This is a genomic window from Luteimonas campi (assembly GCF_051162505.1).
Taxonomy (GTDB): Bacteria; Pseudomonadota; Gammaproteobacteria; order Xanthomonadales; family Xanthomonadaceae; genus Luteimonas.
Window position 1 is genome coordinate 178,738 of record NZ_JBNWEM010000002.1, and the last position, 19,524, is coordinate 198,261.

The window sequence follows — 19,524 nt, forward strand, 5'->3', positions numbered from 1 at the left end:
GCGCACCACGAAAATCCCGCCGAGGCCTCACCTGCCTCCGCCACGCTTTGCAGGAACTGGCGCGAGCGTCTGGCGCTGGTCACGGGCACTTCAGGCAGATTCGCCTGGGCGCGGCGATCCCTAGCCTGTCACTTCCTCCCACCCAGGAAGACCGCAATGAAAACGCTCGCGATCACCCTCGGCGCAATGCTGTCGGCCACGGCATTGCTGCCGGTTTCCGCCAGCAGTGCGGCCCCGCTGCCCGACTGCGTCACGCTCTCGCCCACGCACCAGGGCACGCGCGCCGCCGACAACGCGCAACTGCTGCTCAAGGATGGCGACGCCCACTACCGTGTCGACTTCAAGCGCAGCTGCGACGCGATCGGACGCAACTCGAAGATCACACTCGAAACCAATGGCCAGGCGAACCTGCTGTGTCCGCAGGGCACGACCGTGCGCGCGGCCAACACCAGCTGCGGCGCGCGCTCGGTGGAGCTGATCGAGGCGGACGTCTACGAGCGCAGGGCGCGCATGAACCGGCGCCGCTGAGGCTCATGCGGGGGGGACGGACACCGCATTTGCGCCGCCCCGCCCGGTCGCGATCAACGCGGCGCGGGCACCATGCCGGCGCGATACGGGTACTGCGCGAAGATGTCGGCCATGGCGCCGTCGATGCGCGCGTCCCGCTCGGCGGCGTCGCGCGTGCGCCCCACGCGGCCCACCGCGATCCCTTCCCACACCAGGCGGTTGCGCTCGACATCGATCAGGTCGATGTTGAGCGTGCCCTCGGTGTAGCGATGCACGTCGGTCCGGTCGCGCCAGTAGGGCACCACGTAATAGCCGCGCGCCCGGTAGCTGTAGTAGTACGCGTAGTCGACCGTCGGCATCGAAGTGACGTCGGTGCGCTGCTGCGAATAAGCGTTGATGTTGAGCCACAGATCGGGCTTGCCGGTCGTGAACTCGTAGCCCCGGGCTTCCATCTGCGCGCGCGCAGCGGCCTTCATGCGCTCGCTGGCCGCCGAGCTGTAGCCGTGCGGCTCGATCGCGAGCGGGGAGTAGAAACCGAAGCTGCGGTAGCGGCCGAAGTCGGCTTCGGGGTCGGCTTCGGTCGTGATGCGCGGTCCGGTGGCGCAGGCTGCAAGCACGAGGGCCAGGGCGACGAACCCCAGGATCCGTGCAACTGGGCGGAAGGTACTCATGGGCAAGGCCTCCTGTGGGTTCGCGGACGCTAGCATGCGTCCGGCTACGCGGAGTGAATGGATGCGAGACGGCCCGCCGCAGAGCATTTCGAGCCGACGGGCGGCGTGCACATCTCCATGATGCCCGTTGGGCCAGACTGGTCCCACAGCCCGGCCATCCGAGCGGGCCTCTCTCTCTTCCCAAGTTGGGGCGCCGCATGCCGGCGCCCTTCTTTTGTCTGCCCGCGCTTGTCGGACGGCGCAAGCCGGGTTCGGACGCGCCAGCTCCGGACGGCCCAGGGACCCCACCCGCGCAACGAACCCGCGCGGCCGATCTCCCCCGGGACGACGCCACCAGCGGACGCTTCGCCGCGCGCCCTGGCGATCGCAGTCCGGAGTCAGCCACCCCGGACGACTGGCCCGCAAGTTCAGGCCGGCCGGTACACCTGCGCCCCCTGCCCGATGAATTCGGCGGACTTCGCCGCCATGCCCGCCTCGCGCGCGTCGTCGAGGCCCTGCGCCGCGGCGTGATCGCGCACATCCTGGGTGATCTTCATCGAGCAGAAGTGCGGCCCGCACATCGAGCAGAAATGCGCCAGCTTGTGCGCGTCCTTGGGCATGGTCTCGTCGTGCATCGACTGCGCCCGCTCCGGATCCAGCCCCAGGTGGAACTGGTCCTGCCAGCGGAATTCGAAGCGCGCCTTGGACAGGGCGTTGTCGCGCACCTGCGCGCCCGGGTGGCCCTTGGCCAGGTCGGCTGCGTGGGCCGCGATCCTGTAGGCCATGATGCCATCGCGCACGTCCTCGCGATCGGGCAGGCCCAGGTGTTCCTTCGGCGTGACGTAGCAGAGCATGGCCGTGCCGAACCAGCCGATCATGGCCGCACCGATGGCCGAGGTGATGTGGTCGTAGCCCGGCGCGATGTCGGTGGTCAGCGGCCCGAGGGTGTAGAACGGCGCCTCGCCGCACTCGGCCAGCTGCTTGTCCATGTTCTCCCTGATCAGTTGCATCGGCACGTGGCCCGGCCCTTCGATCATGGTCTGCACATCGTGCTTCCAGGCGATCCGCGTCAGTTCCCCCAGTGTCTCCAGTTCCCCGAACTGCGCGGCATCGTTGGCGTCGGCGATGCAGCCCGGGCGCAGCCCGTCGCCGAGCGAGAAGGCCACGTCGTAGGCCTTCATGATTTCGCAGATCTCCTCGAAATGGGTGTAGAGGAAGTTCTCGCGATGATGGGCCAGGCACCACTTGGCCAGGATCGAGCCACCGCGGGACACGATCCCGGTCACGCGTTTGGCGGTCAGCGGCACATAGCGCAGCAGCACCCCGGCGTGGATGGTGAAGTAGTCCACGCCCTGCTCGGCCTGCTCGACCAAGGTGTCGCGGAAGATCTCCCAGGTCAGCTCCTCGGCGCGGCCGTCCACCTTCTCCAGCGCCTGGTAGATCGGCACGGTGCCGATCGGCACCGGCGAGTTGCGCACGATCCACTCGCGGGTTTCGTGGATGTGCCGGCCGGTGGACAGGTCCATCACCGTGTCGGCGCCCCAGCGGATGGCCCACACCAGCTTCTCCACTTCCTCGGCGATGCCCGAACTCACGGCGCTGTTGCCGATATTGGCGTTGACCTTGGTCAGGAAATTGCGGCCGATGATCATCGGCTCGCTTTCCGGATGGTTGATGTTGCAAGGGAGGATGGCGCGGCCGCGCGCGATCTCGTCGCGCACGAACTCCGGGGTGACCAGGGCCGGGAGGCTCGCGCCGAAGGACTGGCCCGGGTGCCGCGCCAGCAGTCCGGCGTCGCGCACCGCGTCGATGCGCTGGTTCTCGCGGATCGCCACGTACTCCATCTCGGGCGTGACGATGCCGCGACGCGCGTAATGCATCTGGGTGACGTTGGCCCCGGCGCGCGCCCGTCGCGGCAGGCCGCGTCGCGGGAAGCGCACCGCGTCGAGCCTGGCGTCCGCCAGACGCCCGCGGCCGAAGGCCGAACTGGGCACGGGCAGCGGATCGCTGTCGCCACGCTCCTCGATCCATCGCGCACGCAGGGGCGTCAGTCCGCGGGCCAGGTCGATGCCGGCGTCCGGATCGGTATAGGGGCCCGAGGTGTCGTACACGGTGACGGGCGGGTTGTCTTCGCCACCGAACAGCGTCGGGGTGCGCGTCTGCACGATCTCGCGCATCGGCACGCGCAGGTCCGGCCTGGATCCCTCGACGAATATCTTCTGCGACCCGGGAATGGGGCGCGTGACGGAGGCGGACAGCGCTCCGGCCTGCTGGATCAGCGAATCTGCGGGAATGGCGTTCATCGGCCTCGTCCATGGGTGGCCGCGAGGGATTCGCGGCACGGGAACGAAGCGAAGACGCAGCCGCCCCCTCGCCGGGGCGTTCGCCGCGAAGCTTCCCTACGCCGGTGTCAGCCGGATCAGGTTCGAAGGGACTGTCTCAATCCGCGGCGCCAGGCGCTGCGGATACCCCCGCTTCAAGGCCTATTAGACCTCGCCCGCCGCGACTGCGCCAGCGTCGCGGCGGGCGTGGGATCAGAACGCCAGGGTCACGCCCGCGATCGGGCCGCGGAAGCGCTGGTCCAGCCCGACCGTGCCGTCGGAACCATGCTGGCGGACATTGAGCTTGAACCAGTCGTAGCCGGCATACAGGCCGAAGTTGTCGGTGAAGCGATACTCCACGAGCGCGTTGGCGCGGCTGAGGTCGCCGTCGTAGTCGTCGAAATCGCCCCAGTCCGCATCCAGGTATTGGCCCTGCACGACGAAACGCCAGCGCTGGTCCTCGGTATTGAATCCCAGCCGCACGCCGACCACGGGCGCGGTGCCGCTTTCGGATGCGCGCGCGGTGTAGATCTCGCCATCGCTGTCGGCACGCAGTTCCGCGGCGAGCTTGGCGCGCTGCACGCCGACCTGCAGGCCGATGCTGGTGGTCGGCGTCTCGACCACCGCGAAGTCGTAGACCGCTCCGCCCAGGTCGAATTCGGTGTCGAAGGCCGCGGTGGTGTCGGCGGGAATCACGGTGTCGCCCAGCTCGATGTCCTCGCCCAGCGCGTAGCTGCGGTCTTCGCTGTAACGGAAATAATTGAACAGCAGGCGATGGCGGTTGCCGAAACGGAACGCACCCTCCACGCGCGGCACGGTTTTCTCGCCCAGTTCGTAGCGATCGCTCTCGAAGGCGTATTCCTCGCCGCCGAACACGGTATCGGCGGTGAACTGGCTCTCGGCCTTGGCGTGCATGCCGCCGAGGCGGAGGGTGAAGCGGTCGTCATCGGCCTGGGCCGCGAATGCGGGTGCCAGCAGCAGTGCGCCAAGGGCGCAGGAAAGAAGTGTCTTGTTCACGGCATAGATCCTGTGGGAACGGACGCCATCGGGTGGCCCGCCGCATTGAAGGAAACCGCCGGTGCAACATGCGTGAACGCGAAGCGGCAAACATGTACGCGGCGTTCAGTTCCATGCGTCGATCGCAGCGGTCCGGATCAAGCGCCGCGGTGCATGCCAGACCTTCGCCGGCACGTCGATCCCGGTCGCCATCGCGGATCACGGGATTCGACGTTGCGGACCGGGATCCACCCGGTCCCGCGCGTCTGCGTTGAGACGCCTCCGCACCCGTCGGCGAGGATGGTTCCCGATGCAATCAAAACCGTGTCTTGACGCACTGCACCAGCGTCCGGTATTCATGGCGGCCATGTCGAACGTCCCCACCATCGCCGCCTTCCGCGACGCCGCGCCCACCGCGCAGGCGGTTGCGATTGCGACGATTACCACCACCGGCACCATTGGGGCCGGGGTGCGGACGCGCGTGCAGGATTGATCGACCACGCCGCTCCGCACCCGATCCGGGTGCGGGCCGCACGGCTTCCACCTCGACCGGACGCGGAGCCCAACCGGAGCTTCCAGAGCATGTCGTCCGTATCCCAACTCCCCGGCGACGCCGTCGCCTCCGCCGCCTCGTCGGTGCTCGCGGCGCTGCGGCCCGCCGCGATGACCCGCGTGCACAAGTTCGGCGGCAGCAGCATCGCCGACGCCACGCGCATCGCGGGGCTGGCGCCGCTGGTCGACGACGGCGCGGGGGGCAGCGTGGTCGTGGTCTCCGCCATGGCCGGCACCACCAATGCGCTGGTGGCGATGGCCACGCAGGCAACCTCGGGACAGGACTGGAGCGGCGAGTGGTCGGCGCTGCGCGAGCGCCATCTGCAGGCTGCCGACACCATCGATCCGGAGGTCCGGCACGGCCTGCGCGATGCGGTGGCCCGCGACTTCGACGGGCTGCGCGACGACCTGCTCGCCCTGGCGTCCGCGAGCGGCGACATCGAACCGCTGGTGGCGCAGGTGCATGGCCTGGGCGAACTGGTGTCCTCGCGCCTGGTCCAGGCCGCGCTCGGGGGCGAAGCCGGCGGCTGGCAACGGCTCGACGCGCGCGACGTGCTGGTCGTGCACCCGGGCGACATGGGCGTGGGCGTGGACTGGGAGGCATCGCGCGAGCGGTTCGCCGACTGGCGCGCGCGCCAGCAGCCCGCGCGGGTGGTGGTCACCGGCTTCATCGCGCGCGATGAGGCCGGCCGCAGCACCACGCTCGGCCGCAACGGCAGCGACTATTCGGCCGCGATCTTCGCCAACCTGTTCGATGCCGGCGAACTGCTGATCTGGACCGACGTCGACGGCGTGCTGTCGGCCGATCCGCGGCTGGTGCCCGATGCCATGGTGCTGCCGACGATGTCGTATGCCGAGGCCTGCGAACTGGCCTACTTCGGCGCCAAGGTGCTGCATCCGCAGACCATGGCGCCGGTGCAGTCGCGCGGCATCCCGCTGTGCATCCGCAACACCCTCAACCCCTCTGCGCCCGGCACCTGGATCCTGGAAGAGAACCCGGCGGGCGACACCGAACTGTCGCCGGTGAAGGGCCTGACCATCGTCCGCGACATGGCGGTGCTGGAACTGACCGGCAACGCGATGGTCGGCGTCCCGGGAACCGCGGAGAAGCTGTTCGCCGCGCTGCACAGGGCCGGCGTGTCGGTGGTCATGATCTCGCAGGGCTCCTCGGAGCATTCGATCTGCTGCGTGATCCGCGACAACCAGGCCGAGCGCGCACGCATCGCGGTGGAATCCGCGTTCGCCGAGGCCATCGCCGACACCCAGGCGCAGGGCGTGCGGCTGACCCGCGACATCTCGATCCTGGCCGCGGTCGGCGACGGCATGGTCGGCATTCCGGGCGTGGCCGCGAGGCTGTTTGCGGCGCTGGCGCAGGCGCGGGTCAACATCCGCGCGATCGCCCAGGGCGCCAGCGAGCGCAACATCTCGGTCGCCATCGCCGATGCCGACGCCACCCGCGCCCTGCGCGCCGCGCACTCGGCGTTCTGGCTGTCGCCGCAGACGGTATCGGTGGGCCTGATCGGGCCGGGCCAGGTGGGCCGCGCGCTGCTGTCGCAGCTGGCCAAGGTGCTGCCGCGGCTGCGCGCGACCTCCCAGGTCGACCTGCGCCTGCGCGCCATCGCCAACAGCGGCTACATGGCGCTCGACCATTTCGCGATCCATCCCGACGAAGCCACCGCCCGCCTGACCGGCATGACCACCCAGGCCTTCGACGCCGGCGTGTTCGCCGCGCACGTCCGCGCCGAACACATCCCGCACGCGCTGATCGTGGACTGCAGCGGCAGCGACGCGGTCGCGCGCCACTATCCCGACTGGCTGGCGGCGGGCATCCACATCGTCACGCCCAGCAAGCACGCCGGCAGCGGCGACTGGGAGCGCTACGTCGCCATCCGCGAGGCCCAGCGCGGCGGCAGCCGCTTCATGTATGAGGCCACCGTGGGCGCGGGCCTGCCGGTGATCAGCACGCTGCGCAACCTGCTCGACACCGGCGATACGGTGCAGGCCATCGACGGCATGCTCTCGGGCACCCTGGCCTGGCTGTTCAACAGCTTCGACGGCAGCCGTCCGTTCTCGGCACTGGTGCGCGAGGCGCGCGAGCTCGGCTATACCGAGCCCGATCCGCGCGACGACCTGTCCGGACTGGACGTGGCGCGCAAGCTGGTGATCCTGGCGCGCGAGGCCGGGCGCGAGCTGTCGCTGGACGATGTCGAGATCGAGAGCCTGGTGCCCGAAGCCCTGCGCGATGTTCCCCGCGACGAGTTCCTGGCGCGACTGGAGGAGCTCGACGCACCGATGCGGCAGCGGCTGGACGCGGCGCGGGCGCAGGGCCAGTCGCTGCGCCATATCGCGCACCTGTCCAGCGAGGGCGGCGCGCGCGTGGGCGTGGTCGCCCTGCCCGCCTCGCACGCCTGCTGCCATACGCGCCTGACCGACAACCTGGTGCAGTTCACCACCGAGCGCTACGCCAGCAATCCGCTGGTGGTGCAGGGGCCCGGCGCCGGGCCGCAGGTCACCGCGGCCGGCGTCTTCGGCGACGTGCTGGCGATCGCGCACTCGCTCAGCACCGGGGTCGGCGTGCAGGCATGAACCACGCGATCCGCGCATTCGCGCCTGCCAGCGTCGGCAATATCGGGGTCGGCTTCGACCTGCTCGGACACGCGGTCGTCGGCCCGCGCGACGTGGCGACGGTGCGCCGCATCGACGCGCCCGAGGTGCGCATCGAGGCCATCGACGGCGACATCGCCGGGGTCGAGCGGCTGCCGCTGGAAGCCGCACGCAACACCGCCGGCGGAGCCCTGATCGCACTGCGCGAACAGCTGGCGCTGCCCTACGGCTTCGCACTGTCGCTGCACAAGGGTATTCCGCTGGGCTCGGGACTCGGCGGCTCGGCGGCCTCGTGCGTGGCCGCCCTGGTCGCGGCCAATGCGCTGCTGGATGCGCCGCTGTCGCGCGAGGCCCTGTACGGTTTCGCGCTGGACGGCGAGGCGATCTCGAGCGGCAGCCGGCACGGCGACAACGTCGCGCCGATGCTGCTGGGTGGCGTGGCCGTAGCCACCGCCCGCCGCGCGCTGCGGCTGCAGGTGCCGGAGTGGCTGCACGCGGTCGTGGTGCACCCGGACCAGGTGCTGGAGACGCGCCGTTCGCGCGAGGTGCTGGCCGAGCCTTACCGGCTGCCGGTCCTGGTCGAGCAGACCGCACACCTCGCGCAGTTCCTCCTCGGCCTGCAGCACGCCGATGCCGCCCTGATCCGCGACGGGCTGCAGGACGTGCTGGTGGAGCCGCGACGCGCGCCGCTGATCCCGGGCTTCGCCGCAGTCAAGGCGGCGGCGCTCGACCATGGCGCGCTGGGCTCCAGCATCTCGGGCGGCGGTCCGAGCGTGTTCGCCTGGTTCGAATCGCGCGAGATGGCCGAACAGGCAGCGCCGGCGATGCGCCAGGGCTTCCTCGATGCAGGCTTCGATGCCCGCGCCTACGTCACGCCCGTGGACGCGCCGCGCGCCGACGTGCTCGGCGCCGACTAGCCCCGCCCCCCGGGCGTGGCATCGCGCCGCCGGCCCCGCCCACCCGTCTTGGAGCGAACAGACAGCCATGCAGTTCATCAGTACCCGCGGACAGGTCGCGCCGACCCCGATCGATGCCGCGCTTGTGGCCGGCCTGGCGCCCGACGGCGGCCTGTACGTGCCCGCATCCATCCCGACGGTGGACTTCGCCCGACCGGATGAGCGCCTGCCCGGGACTGCACTGCGCACGCTGGCGCCCTTCTTCGTCGACTCCGCGCTGCGCGACCGGCTGGCGGCGATCTGCGAGGACGCGTTCTCGTTCGAGGCGCCGTTGCGGCCGCTGAGCGGCACCGGCGACCACGCACTGGAGCTGTTCCACGGGCCGACCGCGGCGTTCAAGGACTACGCCGCGCGCTTCCTGGCGCGCGCGCTCGAGGGCTTGCGCGATCCCGCCGCCCCGTCCACCACCATCGTGGTCGCGACCTCGGGCGATACTGGCGCCGCAGTGGCCGCGGCGTTCCACATGCGTCCCGGCTTTCGCGTGGCGATCCTGTATCCGGACGGCATGGTCTCGCCGCGGCAGGCGCACGGGCTGGGCTGCTGGGGCGACAACGTCGCGGCCTGGCGCGTGGACGGCAGCTTCGACGACTGCCAGCGCCTGGCCAAGCTGGCGCTGTCCGACGCCGCGCTGCGATCGAAGGTGGCCCTGGGCTCGGCCAACAGCATCAGCCTGGGCCGCTTGCTGCCGCAGGCGGCCTATTACGCGCATGCGGCCAGCCGCTTCCACGCCGCGCACGGGCGAGTCCTGAATTTCATCGTGCCGACCGGCAACCTGGGCAACGCCAGTGCCGCCTTCGTCGCGCGCGCGATGGGAGCGCCGGTGGGCGAGATCCGCCTGGCCTGCAATGCCAACGACACGCTGCCGCGCTACTTCTCCGGCGGCGACTACGCGCCGCGCGCCACGCTCGCCACCCTGGCCAACGCGATGGACGTGGGGGCGCCGAGCAACTTCGAACGCCTGCGCCACTGGCTAGGCAGCGACGAGGCGCTGCGTGCCGCCTTCGTCGCCACCACCGTGGACGATGCCACCATCCGCGACGTGGTCCGCGAGGCGCCCGCGCGCCATGGCATCGTGGCCTGTCCGCACACCGCGACCGGGCTGAAGCTGCTGCAGGACCTGCGCGCAGCCGGCGACACCCGCGACTGGGCGGTGGTGGCGACCGCGCACCCGGCCAAGTTCGACAGCATCGTCGAGCCGCTGGTAGGGCACGTGGTGCAGCCGCCGCCGGCGCTGGCCGAGTGCCTGGCCAGGCCGGCCCAGGCCACGCCCATGGCGGCCGACTACGACGCGCTGCGGGCGGTGCTGGAAGCCTGAGGGGCCCAGGGCCGGTGTCGCCCTCCGGCCGCGACTGACGGCGTGCACCGGTGCGCGCTCAGCGCGCCGCCATGAAGGCCTCGATCTCGTCGGCGCTGCGCGCCAGCCTTGCGGTGAGGACCTCGTGGCCCTCGCGGGTGATGGCCACGTCGTCCTCGATGCGGATGCCGATCCCGCGCCATTTGGCCGCGACGCTGCTGTCGTCGGCGGGGATGTACAGGCCCGGCTCGATGGTGAACACCATGCCGGGCTCGAGCAGCCGCGATTCGCCGTCGATGCGGTAGTCGCCCACGTCGTGCACGTCCAGGCCGAGCCAGTGCCCGGTCTTGTGCCGGTAGTAGCGCTTGTAGCTGGCGTCGGCGATGTTCTTCTCGAGCCTGCCCTTGAGCAGGCCGAGCCTGAGCAACCCCTCGGTGAGCGTCTCGACTGCCGCGTTGTGCCCGGTTTCGTAGGCGACGCCCGGCCGCGCCTGCGCCAGCGCCGCAGCGTAGGCGGCGTCGACCAGTTCGTGCAGCGCGCGCTGCGCCGGGCTGAAGCGGCCATTGGCCGGGAAGGTGCGGGTGATGTCGGCGGCATACCCGCGGTACTCGGCACCCGCGTCGATCAGCACCAGGTCGCCGTCGCGGGCCTGGCCCGCATTGGCCCGGTAGTGCAGCACGCAGGCGTTGGCGCCGGCGCCAACGATGCTCGAGTACGCCGGCTCCGCATCGGCGGCCCGGAACACGCGCTCCAGCTCGGCCTGCAATACGTATTCGTGCACGCCGGGCCGCGCCGCGCGCATTGCCGCCTCGTGCGCCTGCACGCTGATGCGCGCGGCCTGCCGCATCAGCCGCAGCTCGTCGCGCGACTTGAACAGCCGCATCTCGTCCAGCAGGTGGCCCAGTTCCAGGAATTCGTGCGGCGGCTGCGCGCCCAGGCGGACCTGTGCGCGCACGCGGTTCAGCCATCCGATCAGCTTGAGGTCGAACTCGGTGTCGCGGCCAAAGTGGTAGTAGACGCGGCTGCGGCCTTCCAGCAGGCCGGGCAGGATCTCGTCGAGGTCGTCGATCGGATACGCATCGTCCATGCCGAAGGCCTCGACCGCGCCTTCGGGACCCGCACGCGGGCCATCCCAGCCCTCGCGCTCGGGGTCGCGTTCGCGGCAGAACAGCAGGGTCTCGCCGTGCTGGCGCCCCGGCACCAGCACCAGCACCGCCTCCGGCTCGGGAAAGCCGGTGAGGTACCACAGGTCGGAGTCCTGGCGGTACGGGTAATGGGTGTCGCGGCTGCGGATGCGCTCCGGGGCAGCCGGCAGCACGAGGATGGCGTCGTCGCCGGCCATGCGCATCAGCTGGCGCCGGCGCCGGGCATACCCCTGGGCGGTGATGCCGGTGGCCGGCCGCATCAGCGCCTGCCTCCCGTCATCGCGAGCGGCGACCGCGGATGCGGCGGAACGGCGGGAGCGCGCATCGCCGCGCGCATGGATCCGACCCCGGGCACCCTCGGCACCCTAGTTCAGGCGCCCGCGATGGCGCGGGCCCAGCGCGCAGTCGCCGTGCAGCAGCAGCACCGCGACCCGGACGTATTCCTCGATCTCCGCCAGCGCGTCTTCGTCTTCCTCGTCGCCGCCTTCCTCCGGCGCCGCGGCCGAAAGACGCACCAGGTCGGCCAGGGCTTCCTGCCCTTCGGCCGACAGCGGCGGGGTCGCGCCGGCCGCCAGCCCGAAACCGCCGACGAAGCCGCGGCACCAGCCGAACAGGGCCCCGCTGCGTTCGTAGAGGCTGGCCTCGGCGTCGGGCAGCAGCAGTTCTAAGCCGAACTCGCGGTCCTCCAGCTGGGACACGCTGGCCTCGCGCAGCCGGTCGAGGGCATCGCCCGGCGCCACTGCGGCGATCTCGGGATCGGCCAGCACCTGCGCCAGCCAGCCCGGGCCATCGCTGCCGCCGCCGGCCAGCCAGCCGCACAGGCCACCGTGCAGTTCGCTCGCGTCGGCACCCAGTTCACGGTCGCGGCAGGCCGATTCGACGTCCTGCAGGGGGGGCAAGGCTGGAGGCACGGGCGGGGTCCGGACGGGGGCGTCCAGTCTAGAGCCTCGGCGCGGCCGCTGCATGCCGCCGCGTCGGGCGCGCTTGTTGCGGGCTGGCGTTGGCACCTACACTCGGCCGGTCCATGAACGCTACGCGCAGGGGTTCGCCGCGTGCCGACCAATCCGGGGGATCTCCAGCTCATGGGCGCGGCCGCCGCCGTGTCGGTGCTGCTGATCGCGCTGGTCGTCATCACCCTGCGCCGCCGCCAGAGCGAGCGCGCGCACCTCGCCCGGCTGCGCGACCGCGAGGAACGCCTGAAGCTGGCCCTCTGGGCCACCGGCGAGCGCTACTGGGACTATGACGTGGCCACCGGGCGGATCAACCGCCTGGCGCTGGACTCGCCCGAGGACCCGGGGGGCGGACTGGGCGAGGATGTGGTCGACCTCGCGGCGATCATCCATCCCGACGACCTGCCGATGGCGCGCCAGCGCATCGCCGACTACATCGCCGGCAAGACCGACACCTTCCTGGCCGAGCTGCGCATCGAGCGCAATCGGGAATGGGTGTGGATGCGCGCGCGCGGGCGCGCGGTGGCGCGCGACGAGCACGGCCGGGTGCTGCGGATCGCGGGCACCGCACTCAACATCACCGGCACCCGGGCGGCCGAACGCGAGCTGCGCATCTCCAGCGAGGTGCTGCGCAGCATGAACGAGGCGGTCGTGGTGATCGACCGCAACTTCGACTTCGTCTCCGTCAACCCCGCCTTCCTGCGGATGACCGGTTACGACGAGGACGAGGTGATCGGGCGCAACGCCAGCATCCTCGACAGCCTCCAGCACGACGGCGCCTTCTACCAGCACATCCGCGAGCAGATCCGGCGCAAGGGCCGCTGGACCGGCGAGATCTGGCAACGACGCAAGGACGGCGAGGAGTTCCTCTGCCAGATCGAAACCAGCACGGTCTACGACAAGAACGGCCAGCTGATCCTGTACGTGATCGTGCTCAACGACATCACCCAGCAGAAGCGCGCCGAGCAGGAGCTGCGCTACCTGGCCAACTTCGACACCCTGACCAACCTGCCCAACCGTTCGCTGCTGTCCGAGCGCCTGTCGCGCGCGATCGTGCGCGCGCACCGCGAGGACAACCGCATCGCGGTGCTGTTCCTGGACCTGGACCGGTTCAAGGACGTCAACGACTCGCTCGGCCATGCCGCCGGCGACCGCATCCTGCGCGCCGCGGCCGCGCGCCTGCAGCAGACCGTGGGCATGCACCACACCGTCGCCCGCCTGGGCGGCGACGAATTCACCGTGGTGCTGGAGAACCTGGACGCCCCCGAGGAGGCCGACCGGGTGGCGCGCGAGATCATCATGGCCTTCGAGGCGCCGCTCCTGCTCGACGACCGCCGCGAGATCGCGATCTCGCCGTCGATCGGCATCAGCCTCTACCCCGACCACGCGCACGTGCCGACCGAGCTGCTCAAGCAGGCCGACACCGCGATGTACCAGGCCAAGGCCGCCGGCCGCCGCACCTTCATGCGCTACGACGATGCGATGGACGTGGTGGTGCGCCAGCGCGCGACCATCTCCGGCGCGCTGCGCAAGGTGCTCGACCGCGGCGAGCTGCGCCTGGTGTTCCAGCCGCGGATGGCGCTCGCGCAGGGCCGGATCACCGGGGTAGAAGCGCTGTTGCGCTGGACCAGCGACGAACACGGCGAGATCCCGCCCTCGGACTTCATCCCGATGGCCGAGGAGAGCGGCCTGATTCTGGAAATCGGCGAATGGGTGCTGCGCGAGGCCTGCCTGACCCTCCAGCGCTGGCGCCAGCATGGGCTGACCGACCTCACCGTGTCGGTCAATGTCTCGGTGCTGCAGCTGCTGCGCGGCGATTTCCCCGAGGTGGTGAGCCGGGTGCTGGCCGATGTCGACCTGCCCCCGAGCGCGCTGGAGCTGGAGCTGACCGAGAGCGTGCTGATGGCCAACGCCGAGCATGCCGCCGCCAAGCTGCAGTCCTTCCGCGAACTGGGCGTGTCGCTGGCGATCGACGATTTCGGCACCGGCTACTCCTCTCTGGCCTACCTGAAGCGGCTGCCCATCACCACGATCAAGATCGACAAGGCCTTCATCGGCGACCTCACCCACGACCCGGAAGACGCGGCGATCACCAGCACAGTGATCACGATGGCCCATTCGCTGGGCCTGAACGTGGTCGCGGAAGGGGTGGAGACGGATGCGCAGGCACGCTTCCTCCGCGACCACCGTTGCGACGAGGTGCAGGGATTCTGGCTGTCGCAGCCGCTGGAAGGGCACGCCTGCCTGGCATTCATCCGCAACTGGCGCCCCGCCGAGGAACAGGCGCTGGCGACGCCGCTGGCGGCGCCTTGACCGCTCCGCGCGGCCTGCTATCGTGCCGCCATGGACCGCCCCGACGTGATCGCCCAGCTCCGCGCGCTGACCGCGCGCATCGACGCGCTGGTCGACCGTGCCCAGAGGCTGGCCGAGGAGAACCGCTCGCTGCGCCAGCAGCACGAGCAGATTTCCGGCGAACGCTCGCAGCTGCTGGCCAAGAACGAACAGGCGCGCTCGCGGGTCGAGGCGATGATCGCGCGGCTCAAGTCGCTGGAGCAGCACACGTGAGCGCCTGCGCATGAGCGGCACCAGCGAGGCGGTCAACGTTCGCCTGCTCGACCGCGAGTACACGGTGGGCGTGTCGGCGGACGGCCGCGACAGCCTGGTCGCGGCGGCAAAGCTGCTCGACGAACGCATGCGCGAGGTGCGCGGCAGCAACCGCATGGCCGCGGTGGATCGCGTGGCCGTGCTCGCGGCGCTGAACCTGGCGCATGAGCTGCAGCAGGTCCGCGTGGAGAACGCGCAGCGCGACCGCGAAATGGCCGATCTGCTCGAAGGCCTGCAGCGCAAGCTCGACGACCTGATCGACGCACGCTGACGACCGCGCTCCCCTCACGTCCGCGCGCGCCATCGCCGCCCTGCAACCCGCCGATCCGGCTGGACCGCGCCGGACATCGGACTTCAATGAACCGCACCATCCTGGCGCCGACGAACGGGCTTGGCAGGTTCTACGTGCGGGCTATACTGCGCCTGCGTCCTCTGCCGTGATCGACGGCATGCGCAACATTCGCCTTGTCCCTTAATGACGACCACGGGGGCGCCGCGGAATCCGGGTGTGCAGGTCCGCCTCGCAGCGGGAAGCCCGATGGATCCCAAGCGTTCCCACTTGAACCCCGGGTTCAAGGTCGTTTCGCAGGCATCGGCACAGGCGGAGGACGTATTCATTCCAGGGCGCGCGTCGCGTGGGCAGGCCGCGGCGCGCTTCCAGTCCCGGTGCAGCGCCGGTCACAATAGGCGCATGTTCCCGCGCCGACCTTTCCGATGAACGACGACCGCGCCGCGCTGCGCCGCGAACTGCGCGAGCGCCGGCGCGCGCTGCCGGCCGCGCAGCGGATCGCGGCGGCCGATGCGTTGGCCGCACGCCTGCTGGCCCTGCCCTTCGCCCCGCGTACCGGCCACGTGGCCGGATATTGGGCACTCGACGGCGAGATCGCCCTGCACGTGTGGCAGATGCGCCTGCCGCGCGAGCTCAGCTATTGCCTGCCCGTGCTGCACGCGGACAACACGCTGCGGTTCGCGCCATGGCGGCCGGGCGCGCCGCTGACCAGCAACCGCTACGGCATTCCCGAACCAGACGTGCCGCCGGCGCAGCTGCTGCGTCCCGAGCAGCTCGACCTCGTGGTCGTGCCACTGGTCGCCTTCGACGCGCACGGCCACCGGCTGGGCATGGGGGGCGGCTGGTACGATCGCAGCTTCGCGTTCCGCGTGGACCGGCCGCCGCCGCCGCGCCTGGTGGGCGCGGCGTTCGCTATGCAGCAGGCCACAGCCATCGCCCCCGAGCCCTGGGACATCCCGCTCGACGCGGTCTGCACCGAATCCGAGACCTTCCTGGTAGATCCATGAGTCCACGCAAGCGCTACTGGCTGATGAAGTCCGAACCCACGGACTTCTCCATCGACGACCTCGAGCGCGTCGTCACCGAACCCTGGACCGGCGTGCGCAACTACCAGGCGCGCAACTTCATGCGCCAGATGCAGGTGGGCGACGGCGTGCTGTTCTACCACTCCAATACCGACGTGCCCGGCATTTACGGCATCGCCGAGGTGGCGAGCGCGGCCTATCCCGATCCGACCCAGTTCCAGAAGAAGTCCAAGTACTTCGACGAGAAGGCCACGCGCGAGCAGCCGCGCTGGGACCTGGTGGACGTGAAGTTCGTGCGCAAGCTCGCGCGCGCGGTGTCGCTCGACGAGATCCGCGGCCATGCCGAGGCGCTGGGCGAGGAGTTCGCGCTGATCCGCAAGGGCTCGCGCCTGTCGGTGCTCCCGGTCACGGCGGCGCAGTGGAAGCTGCTGCTGTCGCTGGAGTAACGGCCGACGCATCGCCGACACCCGTCCCCTGCCGCCGTCGCTGCGCGGGCGCCCTCTTCTTCCCATCCAGTCCAGATCCGAGTTGCCAGCCCCATGTCCGAACACAAGCGCCTGGCCGGCGAGAAGGCCATCGAATTCGTCGAGGACGGCATGGTCGTCGGCGTCGGCACGGGCTCGACCGTGGCCTATTTCATCGACGCGCTCGCCCGCATCCGCGACCGCATCGCCGGCGCGGTGTCGAGCTCGGAGCAGAGCACCGCACGTCTGAAACAGCACGGCATCGAGGTGCTCGACCTCAACGCCACCGGGCCGCTGGCGCTGTATGTCGACGGTGCCGACGAATGCGATCCGCAGCGCTGCCTGATCAAGGGCGGCGGCGCGGCGCTGACCCGCGAGAAGATCATCGCCGAGGCCAGCCGCAGCTTCGTCTGCATCATCGATCCGGCCAAGCGCGTCGACGTGCTGGGACGCTTCCCGCTGCCGGTCGAGGTGATCCCGATGGCGCGCAGCCTGGTCGCGCGCGAGATCCTCGCCAGCACCGGCGGGCAGCCGGTGTGGCGCGAGGGCGTGGTCACCGACAACGGCAACGCGGTCCTGGACGTGCACAACCTGCGCATCGCCGACCCGGTGGCGCTGGAGCGTGAACTCAACCAGATTCCCGGCGTGGTCAGCGTGGGCCTGTTCGCCCGGCGTCCCGCCGACGTGGTGATCGTGGGCGGGGAGCCGCCGCTGGTCCTGCGCTGAAGGTCGGAGGTCCCTGCCAGGCAGGCTCGACCCCGCGCAGCCTGGCGTCCGCCGTCCGGATCGATCCAGCCCAGTGGGGATCCGGCGATCTCAGCGCAGCACCAGGGCCGCCAGCAGGCGCGATGCGCGCCGCGATGGGGCGCGCCGGCGCCGGGCCATCGCGGCGGCCGGGCGGCGACGCGGCCGGGCCATCGGCAGGGAACCGGCGCAGCCCGGGCCGGGGCGCAGCAGGCGCAGCGCGAATGCCGCCGCCAGGCTCGCGGACGGGGCCAGCAGCAGCCACAGGCTCATCCAGCCCGGCGTGGGCAGCGACAGCACGGCCAGGCCGCCGAGCAGCAACGCGCCCAGCAGGGCGGCCTCGAGCTGGCGCAGGGGCTGGGCGGGGGTCCGGCGGGTCGGGAACGCTGTGGTCATGGCGGCACTCCTGGGCGGGACGACAGCCTCGGCCAGGGACATCTCATGGGTTGCGACGCGGCCGGCCGCGCCCGCCTGCCGGCTCAGTAGCCGGCGGCGTCCAGCGCTCGGGTCGCGGCGAGCCGGCCCACGTCGATCAGCTCGGCTGCGCGCCAGAACTCGTAGAACTGGCAGACGTCGCGGGGGATCCGGATCAGCAGCTCGGGCGGGTCGAGCGCGAGCTGCACCCGCGCGATCTGCGCCTGCATCGTGTCCAGCGACCGCGACATGATCTCCGGCAGCGCCATCTGCAGCGCATCGCCGGCCGGTGCGTCGTCCACACCGCGCACCACCCGCTCCAGCCAGTTGCCGACCCGCGCGCCCAGGCCCGGGGGATCCTCATCGGCGCCCGGGGACGCCGGCTCGCCCGGAGGCCGCCGCGGCCAGCCATGCATGTCCACGGCCACCAGCCGATGCGCATCGGCCAACCGCGTCGCCGTGATCGGCAGCGGCGCCAGCAGGCCACCGTCGACCAGCGCGCGTCCGTTGACCGGGTGCGGGGTGAACAGCCCCGGGATCGCGAACGAGGCGCGCAGCGCGTCCCACAGCCGGCCCTCGCGGATCCAGACTTCGCGCTGGCGCTCCAGATCGACCGCGACCGCGGTGAACTCGACCGGCAGGGTTTCGATCAGCGGGTCGCCCACGACCTCGCGCATCGTGTCCACCAGGCGCTGCCCGCGCAGCACCCCCGAACGTCGCCAGCCCGGATCGAGCAGGCGCAGGATGTCGTTGCGCGACATGGCGCGCAGGCGCTGGTCGAACTCGCGCAGCCGGCCTGCGGCGAAGATGCCGCCCACCAGCGCGCCGCTGGAGGATCCGGACACCGCGTCGATGCGGAACCCGCGCTCCTCCAGCACCTCGATCACCCCGATCTGGGCCAGGCCGCGCGCGCCGCCGGCGCCCAGCGCCAGCGCGATGCGTTCCTGCCCGGCAACCTGCGCGGGAGCGGCGGGCGCGTCGGGCCTCACCGCTCGTAGTTCGACAGCGCCAGCTGCAGCAGCGCTTTGGCCTGCTCGCGCAGCGCGGGCGGGCCGACGATCTCGGCGTCGGCGCCGTAGTGCAGCACGTCCATCAGCAGTTCGCGGGAGGCGCTGTAGGGCAGCTTCAGCTCGTAGCGCCCGTCGGGCAGCAGGCGGCCCTGCTGCTGCGAATGCCAGTGTTCGTCGGCCACCCAGCGCGCGGCCTTGGCGCTGAACACGATCGTCGCCACGCCCTTGGCCGGGCCGGAAAAGATGCCGTAGCTGCCGGCCAGGTGGGTGTCGAGCTCGGCCTCGTCGATGTCGCGGGCGGGAGGATCGAGCACGCGCGCGGTGGCGATGCGGTCGACCGAGAAGCTGCGCAGCGCCTCGCGCTCGTGGTCCCAGGCGTCGAGGTACCAGTTGTCGCGGTAGTGGGTGATACGCTGCGGCGAAACCGTGCGACGGGTCTTCTCGTCGGTGGAGCGGGCGCGGTAATCGAACGCCAGCTGCCGGCGCTGCAGCACCGCCGAGCAGACGTTGCGGAACACGTGCTCGTCCATGCGCCGCCCGCGGTGCGGGATCACGCGCACCCGCTCGACCGGCCACTGCTTGCCGGCCGAATGCTCGTCGAGCAGCCTGTCGATGCGCGACTGCAGGGGCGCCAGTGCGCTCGACAGCACCCCGCCGGCGCTGCGCGAGAGCAACTGCTGCGCGGCCAGCAGGGCGTGCAGCTCGTCGGAATTGAGCCACAACCCCGGCAGCTCGAAGCGCCCGCCCTCCTCGGCGTCGTAGCGGAACCCGGCTTCGCCGTCGCCGACGATCGGCGCCATCAGCGCGTCGCGCAGGAAGGCCAGGTCGCGGTAGACGGTGGCGCGGGAACATTCCAGCTCCCCCTGCAGCCGCGCCACCGTCACCGGGTAGCGCGACGTCTTGAGGATGCGGTGCAGGGACAGGATGCGTTCGTATCGGTCCATGCGGGCGATTATGCGCTGTCCGGGGGCGCTGCGGGCCCGTGTTCCGGCGCCGTCC

The 19,524-nt window shown here is 71.0% G+C and carries 19 protein-coding genes, 1 other RNA gene and 1 riboswitch; of the genes, 12 read left to right on the plus strand and 8 right to left on the minus strand.

Annotation, left to right across the window (positions count from 1 at the left end):
* The first annotated feature begins 156 nt into the window (after positions 1-156).
* The gene (locus ACQYVW_RS05910) at positions 157-528 is read left to right on the plus strand and encodes a hypothetical protein (RefSeq protein ID WP_434934110.1); all 372 of its coding nucleotides are present in this window, start codon (positions 157-159) and stop codon (positions 526-528) included.
* Positions 529-581: 53 nt separating this feature from the next.
* On the opposite strand, the gene ACQYVW_RS05915 is transcribed toward ACQYVW_RS05910, so the two are convergent.
* The 3 genes from ACQYVW_RS05915 to ACQYVW_RS05925 form a co-directional block, all read right to left on the minus strand.
* On the minus strand, positions 582-1,178 hold the full coding sequence (locus ACQYVW_RS05915) for a DUF4136 domain-containing protein (protein ID WP_434934109.1): 597 nt from the start codon (positions 1,176-1,178) through the stop codon (positions 582-584).
* A 407-nt stretch (positions 1,179-1,585) separates the two neighbouring features.
* Positions 1,586-3,460: a phosphomethylpyrimidine synthase ThiC gene (thiC, locus tag ACQYVW_RS05920; protein ID WP_434934108.1), complete on the minus strand. Its 1,875-nt coding sequence runs from the start codon at positions 3,458-3,460 to the stop codon at positions 1,586-1,588.
* A gap of 75 nt (positions 3,461-3,535) precedes the next feature.
* Positions 3,536-3,640: riboswitch (TPP riboswitch) on the minus strand.
* A 51-nt stretch (positions 3,641-3,691) separates the two neighbouring features.
* Entirely contained in the window at positions 3,692-4,495 is an 804-nt protein-coding gene (locus tag ACQYVW_RS05925; RefSeq protein WP_434934107.1) for a TonB-dependent receptor, read from the minus strand.
* A 346-nt stretch (positions 4,496-4,841) separates the two neighbouring features.
* Between ACQYVW_RS05925 and ACQYVW_RS05930 the strand changes: the two genes are divergently transcribed.
* From ACQYVW_RS05930 to thrC, 4 genes are all read left to right on the plus strand, one after another.
* Positions 4,842-4,967, plus strand: a complete 126-nt coding sequence (locus ACQYVW_RS05930; protein WP_434934106.1) for a hypothetical protein — start codon at positions 4,842-4,844, stop codon at positions 4,965-4,967.
* An 89-nt stretch (positions 4,968-5,056) separates the two neighbouring features.
* Positions 5,057-7,612 carry a bifunctional aspartate kinase/homoserine dehydrogenase I gene (gene thrA, locus ACQYVW_RS05935; protein ID WP_434946352.1) on the plus strand — a complete coding sequence of 852 codons (2,556 nt, stop codon included), beginning with the start codon at positions 5,057-5,059 and terminating at the stop codon, positions 7,610-7,612.
* A complete protein-coding gene (locus tag ACQYVW_RS05940; protein WP_434946353.1) occupies positions 7,609-8,547 on the plus strand; it encodes a homoserine kinase in 939 nt (312 codons plus the stop codon). The genes thrA and ACQYVW_RS05940 overlap by 4 nt, the downstream gene beginning before the upstream one ends.
* Before the next feature lie 67 nt (positions 8,548-8,614).
* Positions 8,615-9,901: a threonine synthase gene (gene thrC / locus ACQYVW_RS05945; protein ID WP_434946354.1), complete on the plus strand. Its 1,287-nt coding sequence runs from the start codon at positions 8,615-8,617 to the stop codon at positions 9,899-9,901.
* Positions 9,902-9,959: 58 nt separating this feature from the next.
* Here thrC and ACQYVW_RS05950 read toward each other — a convergent pair whose 3' ends face one another.
* Together ACQYVW_RS05950 and ACQYVW_RS05955 are read right to left on the minus strand one after the other, a co-directional pair.
* On the minus strand, positions 9,960-11,285 hold the full coding sequence (locus ACQYVW_RS05950) for an aminopeptidase P N-terminal domain-containing protein (protein WP_434934102.1): 1,326 nt from the start codon (positions 11,283-11,285) through the stop codon (positions 9,960-9,962).
* A gap of 105 nt (positions 11,286-11,390) precedes the next feature.
* Complete coding sequence (locus ACQYVW_RS05955; protein WP_434946355.1) at positions 11,391-11,936, minus strand: UPF0149 family protein; 546 nt, start codon at positions 11,934-11,936, stop codon at positions 11,391-11,393.
* 141 nt (positions 11,937-12,077) lie between these two features.
* On the opposite strand from ACQYVW_RS05955, the gene ACQYVW_RS05960 reads away from it, so the two are divergent.
* The 7 genes from ACQYVW_RS05960 (at position 12,078) to rpiA (ending at position 17,083) form a co-directional block, all read left to right on the plus strand.
* Complete coding sequence (locus tag ACQYVW_RS05960) at positions 12,078-14,288, plus strand: putative bifunctional diguanylate cyclase/phosphodiesterase (protein ID WP_434934100.1); 2,211 nt, start codon at positions 12,078-12,080, stop codon at positions 14,286-14,288.
* A gap of 30 nt (positions 14,289-14,318) precedes the next feature.
* Positions 14,319-14,540: a TIGR02449 family protein gene (locus ACQYVW_RS05965; protein WP_434934099.1), complete on the plus strand. Its 222-nt coding sequence runs from the start codon at positions 14,319-14,321 to the stop codon at positions 14,538-14,540.
* 10 nt (positions 14,541-14,550) lie between these two features.
* Positions 14,551-14,850, plus strand: coding sequence for a cell division protein ZapA (locus ACQYVW_RS05970; protein WP_434934098.1), 300 nt, complete (start codon positions 14,551-14,553; stop codon positions 14,848-14,850).
* Positions 14,851-15,005: 155 nt separating this feature from the next.
* Positions 15,006-15,191: non-coding RNA, 6S RNA (ssrS, locus tag ACQYVW_RS05975), on the plus strand.
* 102 nt (positions 15,192-15,293) lie between these two features.
* Positions 15,294-15,875: a 5-formyltetrahydrofolate cyclo-ligase gene (locus tag ACQYVW_RS05980; protein ID WP_434934097.1), complete on the plus strand. Its 582-nt coding sequence runs from the start codon at positions 15,294-15,296 to the stop codon at positions 15,873-15,875.
* On the plus strand, positions 15,872-16,339 hold the full coding sequence (locus ACQYVW_RS05985; RefSeq protein WP_434934096.1) for an EVE domain-containing protein: 468 nt from the start codon (positions 15,872-15,874) through the stop codon (positions 16,337-16,339). Before ACQYVW_RS05980 ends, ACQYVW_RS05985 begins: the two co-directional genes overlap by 4 nt.
* A 93-nt stretch (positions 16,340-16,432) precedes the next feature.
* Positions 16,433-17,083 (plus strand): ribose-5-phosphate isomerase RpiA, encoded by a 651-nt coding sequence (gene rpiA, locus ACQYVW_RS05990; RefSeq protein ID WP_434934095.1) that lies wholly within the window; start codon positions 16,433-16,435, stop codon positions 17,081-17,083.
* A gap of 90 nt (positions 17,084-17,173) precedes the next feature.
* Here the strand turns inward: rpiA and ACQYVW_RS05995 are convergent, their stop codons facing one another.
* The 3 genes from ACQYVW_RS05995 to ACQYVW_RS06005 all read right to left on the minus strand — a co-directional run bounded on the left by ACQYVW_RS05995 (position 17,174) and on the right by ACQYVW_RS06005 (position 19,469).
* Positions 17,174-17,497 carry a hypothetical protein gene (locus ACQYVW_RS05995; RefSeq protein ID WP_434946356.1) on the minus strand — a complete coding sequence of 108 codons (324 nt, stop codon included), beginning with the start codon at positions 17,495-17,497 and terminating at the stop codon, positions 17,174-17,176.
* Between the two features lie 83 nt (positions 17,498-17,580).
* On the minus strand, positions 17,581-18,504 hold the full coding sequence (locus ACQYVW_RS06000) for a patatin-like phospholipase family protein (RefSeq protein ID WP_434935288.1): 924 nt from the start codon (positions 18,502-18,504) through the stop codon (positions 17,581-17,583).
* On the minus strand, positions 18,501-19,469 hold the full coding sequence (locus ACQYVW_RS06005; protein WP_434935286.1) for a helix-turn-helix transcriptional regulator: 969 nt from the start codon (positions 19,467-19,469) through the stop codon (positions 18,501-18,503). The genes ACQYVW_RS06000 and ACQYVW_RS06005 overlap by 4 nt, the downstream gene beginning before the upstream one ends.
* Between the last annotated feature and the right edge of the window lie 55 nt (positions 19,470-19,524).